Genomic DNA, 15,710 nt, shown 5'->3' with positions numbered 1-15,710 from the left:
CTCCATCACCTGTCCACCGACGAAGTCACGCCGTTTTCAGCGCGGCGGCCACCGCGTCGGCCAGCGTCGTCGTCGGACGGCCGATGAGGCGGTGGAGGTCACCGCTGTCGACGAACAGGTCCCCCACCGACAGCCCGTGGTCAGCGTTCGCCAGCACCTCGGCGAACGGCGCCGGGATGCCGAACCCCGCGAGCGTCTGCGCGTACTCCGCCTCGGGCAGGTCGCGGTACACGACCGGCTTGCCACTCTGGCGCGAGATCTCCGCCGCCATCTCCGACATCGTGAACGCCTGGTCCCCACCCAGCTCGTACGTCGAGCCGGGCTCCGGAGCAAGCAGCACCGCGGCCGCGGCGGCCGCGAAGTCGACACGTGCCGCGGCCGAGACGCGCCCGTCCCCGGCGGCTCCGAGCACCACACCCGTCCCGAGGAACTGGTCGATCTGGCCGGTGTAGTTCTCCAGGTACCAGCCGTTGCGCAGGAACACGTACGGCACGCCCGACGCCACGATCGCCTGCTCGGTCCGCGCGTGCTTCCCCGACATCAGCGTGATGCTGCTCGTCTCGGCCTTCGGACCGCTGGTGTAGACGATCAGCCCGACGTTCGCCGCGCGGGCGGCGTCGACCACGTTCTGGTGCTGTTCGAGCGTGTCGCCGGAGATGAACAGCAACTGATCGGTGCCGGCGAAAGCCGGCGCCAGGGTCTCCGGACGGTCGTAGTCGGCTTCGACGACACGGACGCCGAGGTCCGCGGCCTTCGACGGGGTACGCACGGCGGCGGTGATCTCGCCGGCCGGGACACCCCGCTCGAGAAGGTCGGCGACGACGAGGCGGCCGAGGTGGCCGGTAGCGGCGGTCACGGTGATCACGGTGGCTCCTTCAAGCGGTTGATCGATCACCCCTAGCTTGTACTAACTTTTCGAAAGTGCCAACTGTGAGTGAGTACACTCATGGTGTGGACGACATGCAGGAGCTGGTCGCCGACGTGTTCGCGCGCAACTGCGCGTCTCGGCGGACGTTGGAGAGCGTCACCGGCAAGTGGGGCGTGCTGGCGCTGGTCGCGCTGCGCGAGGGCGCGTACCGGTTCAACGCGCTGCGGCGGCGGGTCGACGGGGTGAGCGAGAAGATGCTCGCCCAGACCCTGCAGACGCTCGAGCGCGACGGGTTGGTGCACCGGGAGGTGCTGGCGACGATCCCTGCCCGGGTCGAGTACACGTTGACTCCGCTCGGCGCCGAGATCGCCGAACAGCTCCGTGTGCTGGTCGAACTCCTCGAAGCCAAGGTCCCCCAGGTCACCGAGGCCCAAGCGGACTACGACGCCCGCAAGAAGTAGCGGCCGGCCAGAAGTAGCCGCGCCCCCACCGACGCGAACCGGCCGCGCCGGAGAAACTCCGACGCGGCCGGTGACCCACCAGAAACTAGGCCGACGGGATGCCGTTCTCCGGGGGCGTCGCCGCACTACCGGTGTAGGGCTCGACCGGCCCACTCCCCGTGTCCGTGACGTACGGCGTGTCCACCAGCGCCTGCTTCCCACCCTTGATCACCGAGATCTGCGTCCCGCTGAACCCGGAGTGGTCGTCCTTCGAGTACCGCATCGGCACCAGCGACGGCCCCTCGAACCCGCCCTTCTCGATCGCCTCGATGAGCCCCTCACGCGTCAGGTCCTTGCCCGCAGCCTGCAGCGCCTGCACGAACGTGTACCCCACCGCCATGCCGAAGAGCGTGTTGACCTCGAACGTCGTGTTGCCGTTGTACTTCGTGTTGATGTCCTTGAACAGCTTCGTCCAGGGGTTCGCCTCGTCCAACGGGCTGGGCAGGTACCCCGAGGTCACGTATCCCTCGAGCAGCAGCGGAGCCGGCTTGCCGAGCAACGCCGACAGCCCCACGAAGTCACCACCGACGCTGCTGCCGACCCATTGCGCCCGGTAGCCGAGCTTGGCCGCGGTGCCCAGCGTCAGCGCGGTGAACGGCGTGATCGTCGCCAGGATGTTCACCTGGCAACCGGCCGCCTTCAGCGCACCCACCTGCGGTGCGACGTTCGTGTTCGTCGGCACGTAGTCCTGCTTCGCGGCCACGGAACCCAGCACCGTTTCGACGCCCTTCAAGGCATCGGTGCCGAAGTCGTCGTTCTGGCCGAAGAAGCAGACCTTCTTGCCCGGGAACGTCTTCTTGACGTAGTTCGCGAGCACCTTCGACTCGGTCACGTAGTCCACGTTGAACCCGAACGTCGACGGGTACTTCGACGGCTGGTTGAACAGCGCGCTCCCGGAGGAGACGAACAGGTCGGGCACCTTGTTCGTCTTGAGGAAGTCGAGGACACCGCCGTGGGTGGGCGTGCCCAGGCCGTTGAGGACCGCGAACACCTTGTCCTGGAGGACGAGCTGGCGCACGACCTCCTGGGTCTTCGCCGGGTTGTAGGCGTCGTCGACGACCTTGTACTCGATCTTGCGGCCGTTCACACCGCCCTTCTCGTTGACGTAGTCGAAGTACGCCTTCGTGGCGGCGGAGATCTTCGAGTAGCCCGCGGCGGCCCGGCCGGTGAGCGGCTGGTGCGTGCCGACGACGATCGTGCTGTCGGTGACGCCGGGCACGGCGGCGTTGTTCTCACCCGGTGCGTCCTCGGCGCAGCCTGCCGCGGCGAGAACGAGCACCAGAGCGACGGCGAGTCCACGCCGTACGGAACCAATCATGACCGACCCTTCCGGAGGGGATTGAGACGAGTGACGAGTGCGTCGAGGCCGCCGGGGGCGGTGGTCATCACGACGATCAACGCGAGGCCGAAGATCGCGAGCGGGAGCGTGCCCTCCAGGCGCTGCTCCGTGCCGGGGGCCCAGGACGTCACCCAGTCGGCCAACGGCTGCAGCGCCACCAGCACGATCGCGCCCCACACCGCGCCACGCAGGCTGCCCAGCCCACCGAGCACGATCGCGAGCATCAGGTTGAGCGAGAGCGTCAGCCCGTACGCGCCCGGCGAGACGCTCTGCGCGAGCAGCGCGAACATCGCGCCGCCGAGGCCGGCGCCCGCGGCGGAAAGGACGAACGCCAGCACGCGGACGCGTCCGACGTGGATGCCGGCCAGCGACGCCGCCACCTCGTCGTCGCGGACCGCCCGTAACGTCCGCCCGAACCGGCTACGGACGAGGTTGGCCAGCAGGAGCATGACGACGGCCGCGCCGAGCAGCGTGAGCCACGCCTGCCAGCGCTCGTACGGGAAGTACGCGCCGAGCGACGCAGGCGCCGGAGGCGGCGAGAACGTGAGCCCGGCGTCACCGCCGAACACGCCGTCGAACGTCGTGGTGAGCGCCGGCACGCTCACCGCGACCGCGAGCGTCGCACCGGCCAGGTACGGCCCGTGCAGACGCGCGGCGGCGACGCCGATCACGGCGCCCAGCACCATCGCGACCAGCACGCCGGCGAGCACCGAGACCAGGAACGGAAGAGACGGCGTCAGCACCACCGTGTACGCCCCGGCGGCCATCAGCGCGCCGTGCCCCAGCGAGATCTGGCCGTTGAAGCCGGTCAGCAGGATCAGCCCCGGCAGCACGCAGAGGTACGCGCCGATCGTCGCCAGCTGGTAGTTGCGGAACGGCTCGATCTGGTACGTGGCGATGACCACGACGAACCCGATCACTGTCGCGATCACCACGTGCCGCAACAGCGTGTTCCCCCGTCGTTCCGGCGTCCGATGCGCGTGCCGGGACCGCGGAAGCGCCTCCCGCTGAGCTGTCTCCTGCATCCCGCTCACACCCGCCTCGCCTGGGGAACCGCGAACAGACCGCCGGGCCGCACGAGCAGCACCACCACGAGCAGCCCCAACACCGCCAGCGGCGTGGCGTCGCTGCGCACGTAACCGCCGACGTACGACAGCAGCACCCCGACGATCAGCCCGCCGAGCACCGCACCCGCCGGGCTGTCGAGCCCGCCCACGACCGCCGCCGTGAACGCGGCGACGAACAGGTCGTCCATCGCGGTGGGGTGCAGCCCCAGCTCGGTGGGGATCACGAGCAGCGCGGCGAGCGACCCGACCACCGCCGCCAGCACCCAGCCGAGCGTCCGCATGAGTTTGACGTCGACACCGAGCAGCCGGGAGACCTCCGGCGCGAACGCCGACGCACGCATCCGCAGCCCCAGTGGGGTACGCGTGAACAACAGCGTCAGCGAAACCAGCAACACGCCGACGACGGCGAACACGAACACGTCGTACGGCGACACGCCCGCGAACACCGCGTTCTGGCTGAACGGCGCGGGGAACGCCAGGTACTCGTTCGTGTAGATCATCCCCAGCACCGCCTGCAGCAGCAGCACCAGACCGATCGCCACCACGATCGCGTTCAGCGGCGGCGCGTCGTGCACCCGCCTGGCCACGACCACCTCGATCACCGCGCCGAGCAGCGCGGCTCCCACCAGCGCCGAGGCGAATCCCAGCCAGTAGGAGCCGGTCAGGTCCGACACCGAGTACGCGATGTAGACCGTCGCGACCGCCATCGCACCCTGGGCGAAGTTCACCACCCGGGTCCCGCGCCAGATGAGCACGAGCGCGAGCGCGAACGCCGCGTAGATGGCGCCGCGCGACAGGCCGTCCATCGTCAAGAACAGGAACCGATCCATCAGAACCCCAGGTAGGCGTGGCGGAGATCGTCGTCGTCACGCAGCCGGGCAGCGGGCGCCGACATCGCGACCTCCCCCACCGACAGGACGACACCGTGATCGGCGATCGACAGCGCACTGCGCACGTTCTGCTCGACCAGCAGCACGGTCAGCCCGGTGCGCTCACGCAGCTGCGCGAGCAGCGCGAGGATCTGCGCCGTCACCCGCGGCGCCAGACCGAGCGAGGGCTCGTCGAGCAGCAGCAACGTCGGCCGCGCGACCAGCGCCCGGCCCAGCGCGAGCATCTGCCGCTCGCCACCGGACAGCTGGTGGCCCACGCTGCGCTTGCGCCGCGCCAGCGGCTCGAACAGCTCGTACACCTCGGCCAGCGCCGTCTGCGCGTCCTTGCGGTCGCGTCGCCACAGCCCACCGAGGCGGAGGTTCTCGTCGACGGTCAGTTCCGCCACCACCCCGCGCCCTTCCGGCACGTGGGCGATCCCCTTCCGTACGAGCTTTTCCACATCGACGCTACGCAGGTCGACGCCGTCGAAGACGATCCGTCCGCTCGTGGGGCGGAGCAGGCCGGAGAGCGTGCGCAACAGCGTGGTCTTGCCGGCGCCGTTCGCACCCAGCACGGCCAGGATCGAGCCGCGCTCGACGGTCAGCGAGACGTTCCGCAGGACGCCGACCGGGCCGTAGCCGCAGCTCAGGTCCTCTACCTCGAGCAGTGGAGCCATCAGGACGCCACTCCCAGGTAGGCCTCGGTGACCTTCTCGTCCGCCCGTACCTCGTCAGGTGTGCCGGCGGCGATCCGCTTGCCGAAGTCGAGCACCACGATGTGGTCGCAGACCGACATCACGAGGTCCATGTGGTGTTCGACGAGCAGTACCGCGGTCCGGTCGGACAGGGAGCGGATCAGCCCGGCGAGCTCGTCGACCTCGTCGGAGCCCAGGCCGCCGGCGGGCTCGTCGAGCAGCAGGAGACGCGGGCGGGTGATCAGGGCGCGGGCCAACGCGACCTTCTTCTGGATCGCGTACGGGAGCGTGCCGGGGCGCGCGGCCTCGTGCTCGGCGATGCCCAGGTCGTCGAGGGCTTCCCGCGCGAGTTCGCGCAGCTCGCGCTCGTCGCGATCGGACCTCGGGAGGCCGAACAGCGCGGACGCGAAGCCGGAGCGGGACCGCCGGTGGGCGCCGACCATCACGTTCTCGAGGACGGTGAGGCCGGCGAACAGGCCCAGGCCCTGCAGCGTGCGGGCGATGCCGGCGGCGGCCAGGCGATCCGGGCGGGGCCGGAAGTCCTGCCCGTCCCAGCGCAGGGCGCCGGTGGTGGGCTTCACGAAGCCGCAGACGACGTTGAACAGCGTCGTCTTGCCGGCGCCGTTCGGGCCGATCACCCCGACGACCGAGCCCGGTGGGACCTCGACCGACACTTCGTCCAGCGCCACCAGCCCGCCGAAGCGAACGCCGACACCGTCGACGACCAATCCGTTGTCCACTGCGCAGGGCCCCCTCGTCGTCGTCGACGACGAAATACTCGGTGACCAGCGCACTTACCCGCATCGGCGATATCGCCGGTGTAGGTATCGCCCGAATTATTCCTGGAGCAGCTTCACCAGCTCGACGCGGGAGCGCACCCCGAGCTTCACGAAGATGTTCCGCATGTGGTGATCGACGGTCCGCGGGCTCAGGTACAGCTGCGAGGCCACCTCGCGGTTCGTGGCGCCGTCGGCGACGATCCGCGCGATCGTCAGCTGCTGCGCGGTGAGCGCGCTCTCCAGCCGGGTCGCGATCGGGCGGACCGACTCGCCGGTCGCGCGCAGCTCCGCCCGGCTCTGTTCCGCCCAGGCGGTGGCGCCGAGCCGGTCGAACGTGTCGTGCGCGGACCGCAGATGGGTGCGTGCCGCCGACGGCCCGCGTCGGCGTCGCAGTTCGCGCCCGTAGAGCAGTTCGGTGCGGGCGCGCTCGAACTCCGAGTCGGCGAGCAGGTGCAGCCGCATCGCCTCCCGGTAGGCGTCCTCGGCGTCGTCCGGGTCGGTGGCGGTGAGCGCCTGGCAGCGGGCGAGCAGGGCCCGGGCGGCCGCGCTGCCGGTGGTCGTCGCCCAGCGGCCGAAGAGGGCGGTGGCCTCGACCGCCCCGGTCCGGTCCCCGCAGCGCATCGCCGCTTCGACGAAGTGCGGCGCGGTCAGCACCCGACCGGTGACGTACCCCGGCCCGCCCCCGGCGGTGGCGACCGCACGCAGCCGCCCGGCGGCGTCGGCGGACCGCCCGGCGGACAGGTCGCGGTGGGCCAGCGCCCAGGACGCCAGCGAGTGCGGCATCGCGAGGCCGCGTTCGGTCGCGGTGGCCGCCGCCGCGTTCGCGTACCGCAGGCCGGCCTCGTCGTCGCCCTGGAACATCGAGAACAGCGCGAGCATCGACCGGTGGAACGCCACCGAGTTGTCGAGCCCGGCCTCCTGCGCGAGCCGTAAGCCTTCCTGGGCCGAGGCCAGCGCGCCGTTGTAGCGCCCGAGCCAGAGCTGCGCGAACGTCGCCAGTTCGAGGGTGCGGGGAACGAGCGCCAGCTCACCGCGGGCCCGGGCGACCGCGCCGGACCGTTCGCTCAGCCCGAACGCCAGCGACTCCTCGCCGAGCATCAGCGCCGCGAGCGTGCCCCAGTTCAGCGCGGTGGGATCGTCGGTGCGCGGCACCAGTTCCACGACGTTGCGCAGGTGGCGGACGGCCTCGCCGTGGCGTCCGCGGAAGAGCGCCATCATGCCGGCGGCGTACTCGAACATGAGCTCGCGGTCGGGTGGTTCGCCACCCTCGCGCAGCGCGAGGACGCGCAGGGAGATCTCGACGTACCGGCGGAGGTTGCCGGTGAGGAAGCTGGCGTCGCCGGCGTGCAGGAGTGCGACGATCGCGGCGGTACGGTCGCGGGGGACGAGGCGGTCGGACGCCGCGAGCAACGTCTCGTGGGCGGCCGCCGGGGAGCCCGCGCGCAGCTCGATCTGGCCGCGGAGCAGGTCGCGGCGACCGCCGGTGGTGACGGTGGCTGCGGTCGGTCGCAGCCGGGTGAGCAGCACACCGGCGCGGTGGGGTCGGCCGGCGAGCCAGGCGTCACGGGCGGCGGCCAGGAGCAGTTCGGCGCTGTTCGTGCTCAGTTCGGCGGCGCGTTCGGAGGCGAGCGACGCCGCGGCGTGGTCGCCGCGGTCGCGGACCTCCTCGGCGGTGGCAGCGAGTTCGCACGCGAGCGATTCCGAGGGCTCGACGGCGGCCAGGTGCCACAGGTGCCGGAGCCGCTGCTCCGGCACGCTCGTGTCGAGCACGTCCGCGATCCGCCGGTGCACGGTCCGCCGCACCTCCGGCGTCACCGCCCGGTACACCCCACCACCCACCAGCGGCGTAACGAACCGCATCCGCCCGTCCACCACCTGAACCAACCCCGCGACCTCCGCCGCCTCCAACGCGTCCGCACCGGAGCACCCGGCCGCCTCCGCGGCCCGGCCGTCGACGGCCGCGGGTCCCGGCGTCGGAGGCCGGGAGGCCAGCTCGGTGACCGTGTCGAGGTCCAAGCCGTCGGGGTCGGCGGAGATGACGAGGAGGAGGTCGCGCGTGGGGGGTGGTAGGGCGCGGAGGCGGGATTCGTAGGCGCGGCGGATGCGGCTGCCGCGAGGGAACTCGACCGGGAGCGGCGACCGGCCGCGCGCCTGCTCGGCCGAGAGCGATCCGGCCACTTCGCGCAGGGCGAGTGGAGCCCCGGCGCACAGCTGCACCAGCTCGATCGCCACCTCGTGGCTCAGCTCGGCCGACGCGATCAGCTCCAGCCCGGCCTCGACGTCCAGACCGGCGAGCGGCAACCGCTCGACCCCGGGAAGCGCCTGGTCGGTCCCCGCCGCCAGGACCACGACGTTCTCCGACGCCACCCGCCGCGCCGCGAACGCCAGCACGTCCCGCGACGCCGCATCGATCACCTCGACGTCGTCCACCCGCACCAGCACCGGCTGCCGACGTCCGGCGAGCACCAACAGGTTCAGCACCGCGACGCAGAGCGGGAACCGCGCCTCCCCGACCCCGGTCTCCAGCACCCGGCGCAGCAACGCGCCCTGGGCCTCCGGCAATTCGTCGAGAAGCTCGGCGACCGGCATCAACACCTGCTGCAGCGCGGCGAACGGCAGATCGGACTCGGCGTCGACCCCCGCCGCCTCGAGCACCAGGAACCCCGGAACCTCCTGCCGCAGCAGCGCGCTCTTCCCGGTGCCGGGCGCGCCGTGGACGAACAGCGCTCCGCCCCCGGCCCCGGAACGCGCCCTCTCCACGAGCGCCGAAATCCTGCGCATCTCCGCCGAGCGCCCGACCAGATTCATAGCCGAGATTGTTACCTGCCGGTAACGGCGCCGTCTGCACTTTCTGCCCGCCTGTCCGTCAGCACCGCGCCGGACGTCGATAAAAACGGGTAAAGGGTACATATGAACGCACCGATCACCACCGGCCGGCAGTTCCGCCGCATCGCGGCGGCGGTGGCGCTCGTCGGAGTACTCGTGCAGCTGGCGCTCACCAGCTACTACCTGGGCATGGCGCACGCCCCGAAACCCCACCACCTGCCGGTGGGCCTGATCGCGTCCGACGCGCGGGCCACCGAACTGCACGCCGAGCTGAACGCGACCGGCACCTACCGGGTGACCCGCTACGCCGACGCGGACGCCCTGATCACCGCGACGAAACACCGGGAGATCTACGGGGGCCTGGACGTCGCGGGCACCACACCCCACCTCTACCTCGCCACCGCGGCCGGACCCGCCGCCGCGACCGTCCTTCGGACGACGTTCACCACCGTCCTGCAGAAGCAGACCGCCGCAGCGGTCGCCCAACTGCAGGGCCCCGTGCCGGTCACGACCGTGCAGACCCTCACGACACCCGGCACGATCACCGACGTCGTGCCGCTGCCTGCCGACGACCGCAACGGCGGGTCGCTCGGCATGCTCGTGCAGGCGCTCGCACTGGGCGGCACGATCGCGTCGCTCGGGCTCGGTCGGCTGATCCCCCGCACCCGACGCTCCTGGCGCCGCGGCGTCGGGCACGTGACGACGCTGATCGTGTACGCGCTCGCGTCGGCGGCGATCGTGCTGGAGTCGATGAGCTGGTTCGGCGTGGGCGCGGACGCCGACCACTGGACGCTCTACTGGGGCTTCAGCCTCGTGTCGCTGGCGATCACCGGCTCGACGGCGGGGCTGGTCGCGCTGGTCGGTCCGGCGGGCGCCGCGGCGGGTTTCCTCTACTTCACGATCGGCACCGTGATCTCCGGTGCGAGCATCCCGCCGGAGTTCCTCCCCGCCTGGGGCCAGCACCTCGGGCAGGCGCTGCCGACCGGCGCCGGTACCCAGTACGTCCGCGACAGCCTGTACTTCCCGGACGCCCCGCTCGGCCATCCGCTGCTGGTGCTCGGGCTCTACGCGGGGCTCGGCACGCTCGCGGTGCTGGTCACGAACGTGCTGCCGAACCGCACGGACCGCACCGCGGAACTGCCGATGCCGGGGACGCTAGAGCCAGTCGTTGCGGCGAAATAGTGCCCACAGCACGACGCAGAGCGCGGCGAGGACGCCGATGACCATCCAGAACCCGTACGGCGAGTGCGCCCCCGGGATCCGGTCGAAGTTCATCCCGTAGAGCCCGGCGATCGCGGTCGGCAACAGCGCGATCGCCGCCCACGCCGAGATCCGGCGCATGTCCTCGTTCTGACGCATCGCGGTGCGGTTCTGCCGGACGCTGACCTGCGCCAGGTCGGCCTGCAGGACGTCGGTGAGCAGGCTGTCGTAGTTGTCGATCGCGTCCGCGACCCGCATCAGGTGGTCGTGCACGTCGCGGAAGTAGGGCCGCAGCGGCTCGTCGGACGTGTCGGACAGCTTCGCCACGGCTCCCGCCAGCGGCTTCACGGCCCGGCGGAACTCGAGTACCTCCCGCTTGAGCTTGTAGATGCGCTCGGCGTGGTCGTTCTCGTCGCCGCCGAACACCTGCGACTCGATGTCGTCGATGTTCTCGTCGATGCCGTCGATCGCGTCGGTGTAACCGTCGACGGTGAGGTCCATGACCCGGTGCAAAACGCCGATCGGGCCGTGCCTGCTCACGTCGGGGTCGGAGTCGGCCAGCGCGCGGACGCGGGCCGGGACGTCGGTCTTTCCGTGGCGGACGATCACGACGAACCGCGGCCCGACGAACAGCGCGAGTTCGGCGACGTCCACGACCTCGTCGGCGTCGACGTAGCGGACGGGTTTGACGATCGCGAACAGGATGTCGCCGTAGCGATCCAGCTTCGGACGCTGGTGTGCGCGGACGGCGTCGGCGACCGCGAGCGGGGGCAGCGCGAACCGCTCGGCCACCTCGTCGAACTGTTCCTCGGTCGGCTCGAGGAGGCCGACCCAGACGAACCCGTGCCGCTCGTGCAGGGCCCGGGGCGCGTCGCGCAGCGGGATGCGGCCCGGTTTCCGGACGCCGTCCACGTACCGGGCACAGTCGACGACCGCGTGCTCGGCGGGGAGCGCCTTTTCTTCCGGCGCGGGAACGTCCAGCGCCGACGGCGTCGGATCGAGGAACCGCGCCAACCGGCGGAACGCGGATGCACGCATCGCTACGACTCCCGACCCGGGAGCTGGGCGTCCACGCCCGCGTACTCCTGGCCGGAGAGCGACTGGATCACGGTGATCAGCTCGTCCGTGCGCTTGCGCAGCAGCTCCCGGTCGGGTTCCTCGGTGCCCCACCGCATCGGCGGGGCGAACTTCACCGTCACCCGGCCCGGGCGGGGGAACTTCGCACCGGGAGGCGCCAGTTCGAAGACGCCGATCGTCGCGCACGGGATCACCGGCGCACCGCTCGCGGCCGCGATCCGGGCGAGCCCGGTACGGCCCCGGTACAGCCGGCCGTCACGCGTCCGGGTGCCCTCCGGGAAGATCCCGACGACGCGCCCGTCGCGCAGCAGGCCCACGGCGGTGTTCAACGCGGCGTCCCCGGCCGAGGCACCGCCGCGTACGACGGGCACCTGCCCGGTCGCGGTGAAGAAGTAGCGCTTCCACCGCCCGCGGAGGCCCGGTTCGATGAAGTAGTCGTGCTTGGCCAGGAAGCTGATCCGGCGCCACCGGACGACCAGCGGCAGGATCAGCCAGTCCAGGTACGACACGTGGTTGCTCGCGAGGATCACCGGCCCACGCGCGGGAACGTGCTCGATGCCCTCGACGCGCGGCCGGAAGTACAGCGTCATCGGAAGCGTGAGCAGGACCTTGAAGACCCAGTACAGGTAACCGCTGCGGTCGACGGGTGCCTGGACGGGGGCGGGCGGCGAGTCGGCCGACATGGGTGGCGGTTGGACCTTTCAGGCGGGCGGGACGCCAGGTTACAGGTAGTGCTCCAGCCCGGCGACGCGTAGCGCGATGCGTGCGGGGCGCGAGGCCGCATCGATCGCCGCGGCGCGACCGGCCGCGCACACCGCGTGCTGCACCCGCACCAGGAACGCCATGCCGTGCGATCCGAGGAAGTCGACATCGGCGAGATCGAGCCGGACGTCGGCAGGCTGAGCTGCGACGACGTCGGCGACCACACCGTCCAGCCGAGGCGCGAGCACGGCGTCGACCGCACCGGACAATCGGATACGCAGCCGTTCGGCGTCGGCCTCGACCGCTACCGCCCCCGGACGCTCGGCCGGCAGCACGACGCGAGACGCGCCGGTCACGCCGGGCGTCCCGGACGTATCTTCCGACCACGCGGCTGAACCCACTGCTGGCCTCCGCTCGTGACACCCGTTATCCGGTACATCTCGCGTAGGATACTCGCTGTGACCTCGAATGCGGTGAGTTCACACCCAACACGTTATCTGGTACATCGATTGAGCTTCCCGGGTACGGAGAAGGGGCGGTGATCGGCGATGACGGATGGAGTCACCGTTGACTCCGCCGTGGAGTCGTACCTCTCGTCTCCGCAGCTCGCGAACCAGAACACCAATCGCGCGTACCGCAGCGTGCTCGACCGGCTCGCGGGCTTCCTCGGCGGCCACCGCCCGCTGACTGAGATCGGTGAGGAAGAACTCACAGTCGCGATCCGTGGCCTGTGGGGTAGCGCGGCCGCGGCCACGTGGAACCGGAACCGCTCGGCCGTGGCCGGATGGCTGGCCTGGTGCCGGACGCTCGGGCAGGACGCGCCCACGCTGTCCGACGACGTCGAGCGGCGGCCCGACGAGAGTGAACCGGCCACGGTGCTCTCGCGCGAGGCCGTCGACGCACTTCTCTCCACGAAGGACGTTCCGCTGCGCGAGCGGGTGCTCTGGCGGCTGCTCTACGAGTCGGCCGGGCGGGTGTCGGACGTGCTCGCGCTCAACATCGAACACCTCGACCTGCGGAAGCGTCGGGCCGGCACGCTGCACTGGAGCGAAGGCACCGCGTTCCTGCTGCCCCGGTTGATCGAGGGGCGTTCGCGCGGCCCGCTGTTCCTCTCCGAGCGGCGTCCGCCGCCTGCCCGGCGTCCGGCGCGGTCGGAACTCTGCCCGTACACCGGCCGGGCCCGGCTCGGATACGACCGCGCCCGCATCCTGCTCGACCAGTACACCCGCACGCCCGACGGCGAACCCGGCTGGGATCTCCACCAACTACGCCGCTCAGCCCTGGCCCACCGCTCCACCGACACCTGAGCCCGCCGCACCGACCGGCGCGCGTCAGACCGGCCGCACCGGGCCGGCTGTCGCCGTTGACTCCCGCAGTACCAGGCGGCACGGCCGGACATGGCGGCCCGGGGCCGGCTCGCCGTTGATGGCGGCTAGCAGTAGATTGGCCGCCGTTCGGCCGAGCCCGTCCAGATCCATGTCGACGCTACTGAGCGGCGGCTGGCTCGCAGTGACCATGACGTCCCAGTTGTCGAACCCGATCACCGCGACGTCGTCGGGCACCCGCCGCCCCGCGGTACGCAACGTGTCGGCGATCCCCCGCGCGATCTGGTCGCTCCCGGCGAACACCGCGTCGAAATCCTCAGCGAGCAGCATCGCCGCAGCCTGCCGCCCCCACGCCTCACTCCACTCGCCGAACAGCGGCGGCCGACTCAACGCCGGCACCGCCGCACCCGCCCGCACCTGCGCTGACGAGTGGTGCTCCGGCCCCGTGACGTGCACGATCCGCCGCCGCCCGATCGCCTGCAGATGCTCCACCGCCTTGAGCGCCCCACCGGCCTCGTCGGGCACCACCGAGCAGTCGGACGGGTCCGTCGAACTCACGAACGCGTAGACCACCGGCACCGGCAGGTCCGTACCGAGCGGCGGCCTCGCCTGGGCCCGCCGTCCGGTCACGACGATCCCGTCGACGCGTCGCGTCAACAGCGTCCGCAGGTAGTACTGCTCCCGGATCGGGTCGTCCCGCGCGTCGCACAGCAGCACCGACATCTGACCGGCGCCCAGCGCATCCTCGGCACCGAGCATCAACGGGATGCTGAACCGCCCGATGCTGTCGGTGGTGATCATTCCGACCGTGTAGGTGCGCCCGGCCTTGAGCGTGCGCGCCACCGCGTTGGCCTCGAACCCGAGCCGGTCGGCGGCGTCACGCACCCGCTGCCGGGTCTCCGCGCGCAGCGTGCCGCGGTCGTTCAGCGCCTTGGACGCCGTCCCGACCGATACCCCCGCCGCCGCAGCCACGTCTCGGATGGTCACGAGTCGATCAAGTTTCCGCACGCGTTTCCTCCGGCGGGCTCGGCCAATGCTCAGAAGAGGCTACTTCACAGCGTTGACAGCGCAAGAGGAGCGTCCCTATGGTTTCGGCAATCGGTTTCTGAGTTTCCCAATGTTAACGCTCACACCGCCAGGCCCCACGTCCAAGGAGGCACGATGGGCCAGCCCCGCCGATTACTGCTCACCAGCTTCGCCGCCGTCGCCCTACTGCTCAGCGCCGCCTGCCAGAGCGCCAGCGACACCACTGCCTCGGGTGACACCACAGCGAAGGACGACGGCGCGACGATCACGATGTGGACCCGCTCGCCGACGGCCGCGTTCACCCAGACGCTGATCGACGCGTACAACAAGTCCCACAAGAACAAAGTCAAGCTGACCGTCATCCCGGCCGACACGTACCAGCAAAAGGTCGGGTCGGCGAGCGGTGCGAAACAGCTTCCCGACATCCTGGCCACCGACGTCGTCTACGCGCCGAACTACGCCTCGAAGGGCGTCTTCCAGGACCTCACCAAACGCGTCGACACGTTGTCGTTCAAGGACACGCTGGCGCCGGCCCACATGAAGACCGCCACGTACGAGAACAAGGTCTACGGCGTCCCGCACGACATCGACCTGTCGGCCGTCTTCTACAACAAGGTGCTGTTCCGCAAGGCGGGCCTCGATCCGGAGAAGCCGCCGACGACGATGGAAGAGGTCTACGCGGACGCGAAGAAGATCGACGCGCTGGGCAAGGGCGTCGACGGCTACTTCTTCGGCGGCGCCTGCCCCGGCTGCACGCTGTTCACGACCTGGCCGATGATCTGGGCCTCCGGCGAGTCCGTCCTCAACGAGGAGGGCACCGCATCCACCGTGGACAATCCGACGGCCGCGAAGATCTACGAGCTCTACCAGAAGATGTACGCCGAGGGCCTGGTGCCGAAGGCGGTCAAGAACGAGGGCGGCCCCACCTGGGTACAGGCGTTCGGCGAAGGCAAGATCGGCATCCAGCCGCTCGGCGCCACCGCGCTCCAGACGTTCAAGGAGGGTCCCGCGCTGGAGATCGGCGTCGCACCGATCCCTGGCCTGACCGGCGGCGAGAGCTCGTTCGTCGGTGGTGACGTGATCGGGATCAGCTCGAACAGCAAGAAGGCCGCCCAGGCCTGGGACTTCATCTCCTGGACGCTGTCGGAGGACGCGCAGGTCGAGGTCATCGCGAAGAACAAGAACATCACCGTGCGCAGCGACCTGGCCGACAACAAGTACGCCCAGCAGGACCCGCGGCTGAAGGTCTTCAACGACCTCGCGGGCAAGGGTCAGACGCCGATCTCGGTGAACTTCGGCAAGACGTACAACGACCCCAACGGCCCGTGGACCGCGACGATCATCGACGCGGTGTTCGGCGCCGGCAGCCCGGCCGATGCCCTGAAGAAGCACAACCCGAGCATCACCGAGTCGCTGGCGTCGGGCGGCTGATCGTGG

Annotated in this window: 15 protein-coding genes; 4 read left to right on the top strand and 11 right to left on the bottom strand. The window is 70.7% G+C overall.

Annotation, left to right across the window (positions count from 1 at the left end; all coding sequences use genetic code 11):
* Window positions 1-25 precede the first annotated feature (25 nt).
* Window positions 26-865 (bottom strand): SDR family oxidoreductase, encoded by an 840-nt coding sequence (locus ACGFY5_RS20045; protein WP_392721744.1) that lies wholly within the window; start codon window positions 863-865, stop codon window positions 26-28.
* Between the two features lie 95 nt (window positions 866-960).
* Here ACGFY5_RS20045 and ACGFY5_RS20040 point away from each other — a divergent pair, with 95 nt between their 5' ends.
* Window positions 961-1,329 (top strand): winged helix-turn-helix transcriptional regulator, encoded by a 369-nt coding sequence (locus tag ACGFY5_RS20040; protein WP_392722557.1) that lies wholly within the window; start codon window positions 961-963, stop codon window positions 1,327-1,329.
* Between the two features lie 85 nt (window positions 1,330-1,414).
* Here the strand turns inward: ACGFY5_RS20040 and ACGFY5_RS20035 are convergent, their stop codons facing one another.
* From ACGFY5_RS20035 to ACGFY5_RS20010, 6 genes are all read right to left on the bottom strand, one after another.
* The gene (locus ACGFY5_RS20035) at window positions 1,415-2,686 is read right to left on the bottom strand and encodes an ABC transporter substrate-binding protein (protein WP_392721743.1); all 1,272 of its coding nucleotides are present in this window, start codon (window positions 2,684-2,686) and stop codon (window positions 1,415-1,417) included.
* The gene (locus tag ACGFY5_RS20030; RefSeq protein ID WP_392721741.1) at window positions 2,683-3,732 is read right to left on the bottom strand and encodes a branched-chain amino acid ABC transporter permease; all 1,050 of its coding nucleotides are present in this window, start codon (window positions 3,730-3,732) and stop codon (window positions 2,683-2,685) included. The genes ACGFY5_RS20035 and ACGFY5_RS20030 overlap by 4 nt, the downstream gene beginning before the upstream one ends.
* A gap of 5 nt (window positions 3,733-3,737) precedes the next feature.
* The gene (locus ACGFY5_RS20025; protein ID WP_392721739.1) at window positions 3,738-4,604 is read right to left on the bottom strand and encodes a branched-chain amino acid ABC transporter permease; all 867 of its coding nucleotides are present in this window, start codon (window positions 4,602-4,604) and stop codon (window positions 3,738-3,740) included.
* Window positions 4,604-5,320, bottom strand: coding sequence for an ABC transporter ATP-binding protein (locus ACGFY5_RS20020; protein WP_392721738.1), 717 nt, complete (start codon window positions 5,318-5,320; stop codon window positions 4,604-4,606). Before ACGFY5_RS20020 ends, ACGFY5_RS20025 begins: the two co-directional genes overlap by 1 nt.
* Window positions 5,320-6,078, bottom strand: coding sequence for an ABC transporter ATP-binding protein (locus tag ACGFY5_RS20015; protein WP_392721735.1), 759 nt, complete (start codon window positions 6,076-6,078; stop codon window positions 5,320-5,322). The genes ACGFY5_RS20020 and ACGFY5_RS20015 overlap by 1 nt, the downstream gene beginning before the upstream one ends.
* 96 nt (window positions 6,079-6,174) lie before the next feature.
* Window positions 6,175-8,925, bottom strand: a complete 2,751-nt coding sequence (locus tag ACGFY5_RS20010) for an AAA family ATPase (RefSeq protein ID WP_392721734.1) — start codon at window positions 8,923-8,925, stop codon at window positions 6,175-6,177.
* Between the two features lie 102 nt (window positions 8,926-9,027).
* Here ACGFY5_RS20010 and ACGFY5_RS20005 point away from each other — a divergent pair, with 102 nt between their 5' ends.
* Window positions 9,028-10,125 carry a hypothetical protein gene (locus tag ACGFY5_RS20005; protein WP_392721733.1) on the top strand — a complete coding sequence of 366 codons (1,098 nt, stop codon included), beginning with the start codon at window positions 9,028-9,030 and terminating at the stop codon, window positions 10,123-10,125.
* On the opposite strand, the gene ACGFY5_RS20000 is transcribed toward ACGFY5_RS20005, so the two are convergent.
* From ACGFY5_RS20000 to ACGFY5_RS19990, 3 genes are read right to left on the bottom strand one after another with little or no spacing between them, the layout of a single operon-like run.
* The gene (locus ACGFY5_RS20000; protein ID WP_392721732.1) at window positions 10,099-11,181 is read right to left on the bottom strand and encodes a magnesium and cobalt transport protein CorA; all 1,083 of its coding nucleotides are present in this window, start codon (window positions 11,179-11,181) and stop codon (window positions 10,099-10,101) included. The genes ACGFY5_RS20005 and ACGFY5_RS20000 overlap by 27 nt on opposite strands.
* Window positions 11,182-11,183: 2 nt before the next feature.
* Window positions 11,184-11,903 carry a lysophospholipid acyltransferase family protein gene (locus tag ACGFY5_RS19995; RefSeq protein ID WP_392721730.1) on the bottom strand — a complete coding sequence of 240 codons (720 nt, stop codon included), beginning with the start codon at window positions 11,901-11,903 and terminating at the stop codon, window positions 11,184-11,186.
* A 39-nt stretch (window positions 11,904-11,942) separates the two neighbouring features.
* The gene (locus ACGFY5_RS19990; protein ID WP_392721728.1) at window positions 11,943-12,278 is read right to left on the bottom strand and encodes an STAS domain-containing protein; all 336 of its coding nucleotides are present in this window, start codon (window positions 12,276-12,278) and stop codon (window positions 11,943-11,945) included.
* A gap of 192 nt (window positions 12,279-12,470) precedes the next feature.
* Here ACGFY5_RS19990 and ACGFY5_RS19985 point away from each other — a divergent pair, with 192 nt between their 5' ends.
* The gene (locus ACGFY5_RS19985) at window positions 12,471-13,229 is read left to right on the top strand and encodes a tyrosine-type recombinase/integrase (RefSeq protein WP_392721725.1); all 759 of its coding nucleotides are present in this window, start codon (window positions 12,471-12,473) and stop codon (window positions 13,227-13,229) included.
* A 24-nt stretch (window positions 13,230-13,253) separates the two neighbouring features.
* Here ACGFY5_RS19985 and ACGFY5_RS19980 read toward each other — a convergent pair whose 3' ends face one another.
* Window positions 13,254-14,234, bottom strand: a complete 981-nt coding sequence (locus ACGFY5_RS19980) for a LacI family DNA-binding transcriptional regulator (protein WP_392721723.1) — start codon at window positions 14,232-14,234, stop codon at window positions 13,254-13,256.
* A gap of 174 nt (window positions 14,235-14,408) precedes the next feature.
* On the opposite strand from ACGFY5_RS19980, the gene ACGFY5_RS19975 reads away from it, so the two are divergent.
* On the top strand, window positions 14,409-15,704 hold the full coding sequence (locus tag ACGFY5_RS19975) for an ABC transporter substrate-binding protein (RefSeq protein ID WP_392721721.1): 1,296 nt from the start codon (window positions 14,409-14,411) through the stop codon (window positions 15,702-15,704).
* Window positions 15,705-15,710 lie beyond the last annotated feature (6 nt).

It is taken from the genome of Cryptosporangium sp. NPDC048952, assembly GCF_043197895.1.
Lineage (GTDB): Bacteria > Actinomycetota > Actinomycetes > Mycobacteriales > Cryptosporangiaceae > Cryptosporangium.
The sequence above is the reverse complement of the archived record's forward strand: the minus strand, read 5'-3'. Positions and strand labels throughout refer to the sequence as shown.